This is a genomic window from Prevotella sp. CAG:592, assembly GCF_000436015.1.
GTDB lineage: Bacteria > Bacteroidota > Bacteroidia > Bacteroidales > Bacteroidaceae > Prevotella > Prevotella pectinovora.
This window is the reverse complement of sequence record NZ_FR892578.1, coordinates 1-1,128: the sequence shown is the minus strand read 5'-3', so window position 1 is coordinate 1,128 and position 1,128 is coordinate 1. Positions and strand designations below refer to the sequence as shown.

The window sequence follows — 1,128 nt, the reverse complement described above, 5'->3', positions numbered from 1 at the left end:
TCTGGATGGTTTGCTGATGAAAAGAGAAGGTTCGTTGGAATGCCATTTTGCAGGAGCCAGAAATGACAGACGTATGGAGACGAGTGGAAGCACGTAAGGAGAAATTTTCACATCCATATTTTCTCCCCTATTTTTGAATTTCCAAATTTAGGGAAATAAAAGAGTGAATAAGTTGCGTATCTGATACTATCAAATCGTGAGAGTGTTAAAGATGAGGTCTAATTTGATGAAAAACCGAATTTCTGTATCGTAGTTTGGAAACAAAGCGTTATCTTTGTACTATAATTCAAAACAAAATGGGCATCAACAAACTAAAAGTGGTGTTGACAGAAGAAGCACAAGCCTTTTTGGATGCGCAACCATTCAAAGCTCAGCAGAAGATATACTACAACATCTTCAAGGTTGAGGAAGGAGTGATGAAAGTTGACATCTTCAAGAAACTGGAGAATACCGAGATATTGGAGTTTCGCACTCTCTACAATGGTATCTGCTACAGGCTTTTCTCCTTTTGGGACACTGAGGAAGAGACTTTGGTTATTGCCACACATGGCATAGTCAAGAAAACTCAGAAGACACCACTAAAGGAAATTGCCAAAGCAGAAGAGATAAGAAAAGAGTACTTTAATAATAAAAAGAAATAGCATTATGGCACAGATGAAATTGATACCAGCAGACAATATGAAAGATAAACTTTGGGGTAAAAGAGGTACACCAGAGCGCGAAGCCATGGAAGTCAAACTCAAAGAAGATGTAAACGCCTATATTGTTGGCGAAGCCATACGCAAGGCTCGATTGGCACAAAACCTCACACAAGAACAGCTTGGTGAACGTATCGGTGTGCAGCGTGCTCAAATTTCAAAGTTGGAGAAAGGTACAAGTGTTATCACATTGCCAACCATGAGTCGTGTATTCCAAGCATTGGGCATTGCAACGGCAACCCTTGATTTGGGTGTTGCAGGAAAGATTGCATTGTGGTAAAATGGAAAAGATAAAGAAACTTCGGTTATGTAACCTTTTGCTTATGCCAATTGCCTTGTTGGTATTGCTGACAAGTATACAAATGGAAGCGTGTGGAAGTAAATTCAATTGTTTTGGGCACGCTGCTTGCCCAACATGGGCAAGGTGCTT

Annotated in this window: 2 protein-coding genes; both read left to right on the top strand. The window is 40.1% G+C overall.

Annotated features, from left to right (window positions below; genetic code table 11):
• Window positions 1–296: 296 nt before the first annotated feature.
• Complete coding sequence (locus QVO99_RS06005) at window positions 297–641, top strand: type II toxin-antitoxin system RelE/ParE family toxin (protein WP_022316696.1); 345 nt, start codon at window positions 297–299, stop codon at window positions 639–641.
• A gap of 4 nt (window positions 642–645) precedes the next feature.
• Window positions 646–978, top strand: a complete 333-nt coding sequence (locus tag QVO99_RS06000) for a helix-turn-helix domain-containing protein (protein ID WP_022316695.1) — start codon at window positions 646–648, stop codon at window positions 976–978.
• Window positions 979–1,128: the final 150 nt, after the last annotated feature.

What these genes read in the sequence shown, in the direction of transcription:
- QVO99_RS06005 (WP_022316696.1), top strand. Translation starts at nt 297, where the DNA reads ATGGGCATCAACAAACTAAAAGTGGTGTTGACAGAAGAAGCACAAGCC.
- QVO99_RS06000 (WP_022316695.1), top strand. Translation starts at nt 646, where the DNA reads ATGGCACAGATGAAATTGATACCAGCAGACAATATGAAAGATAAACTT.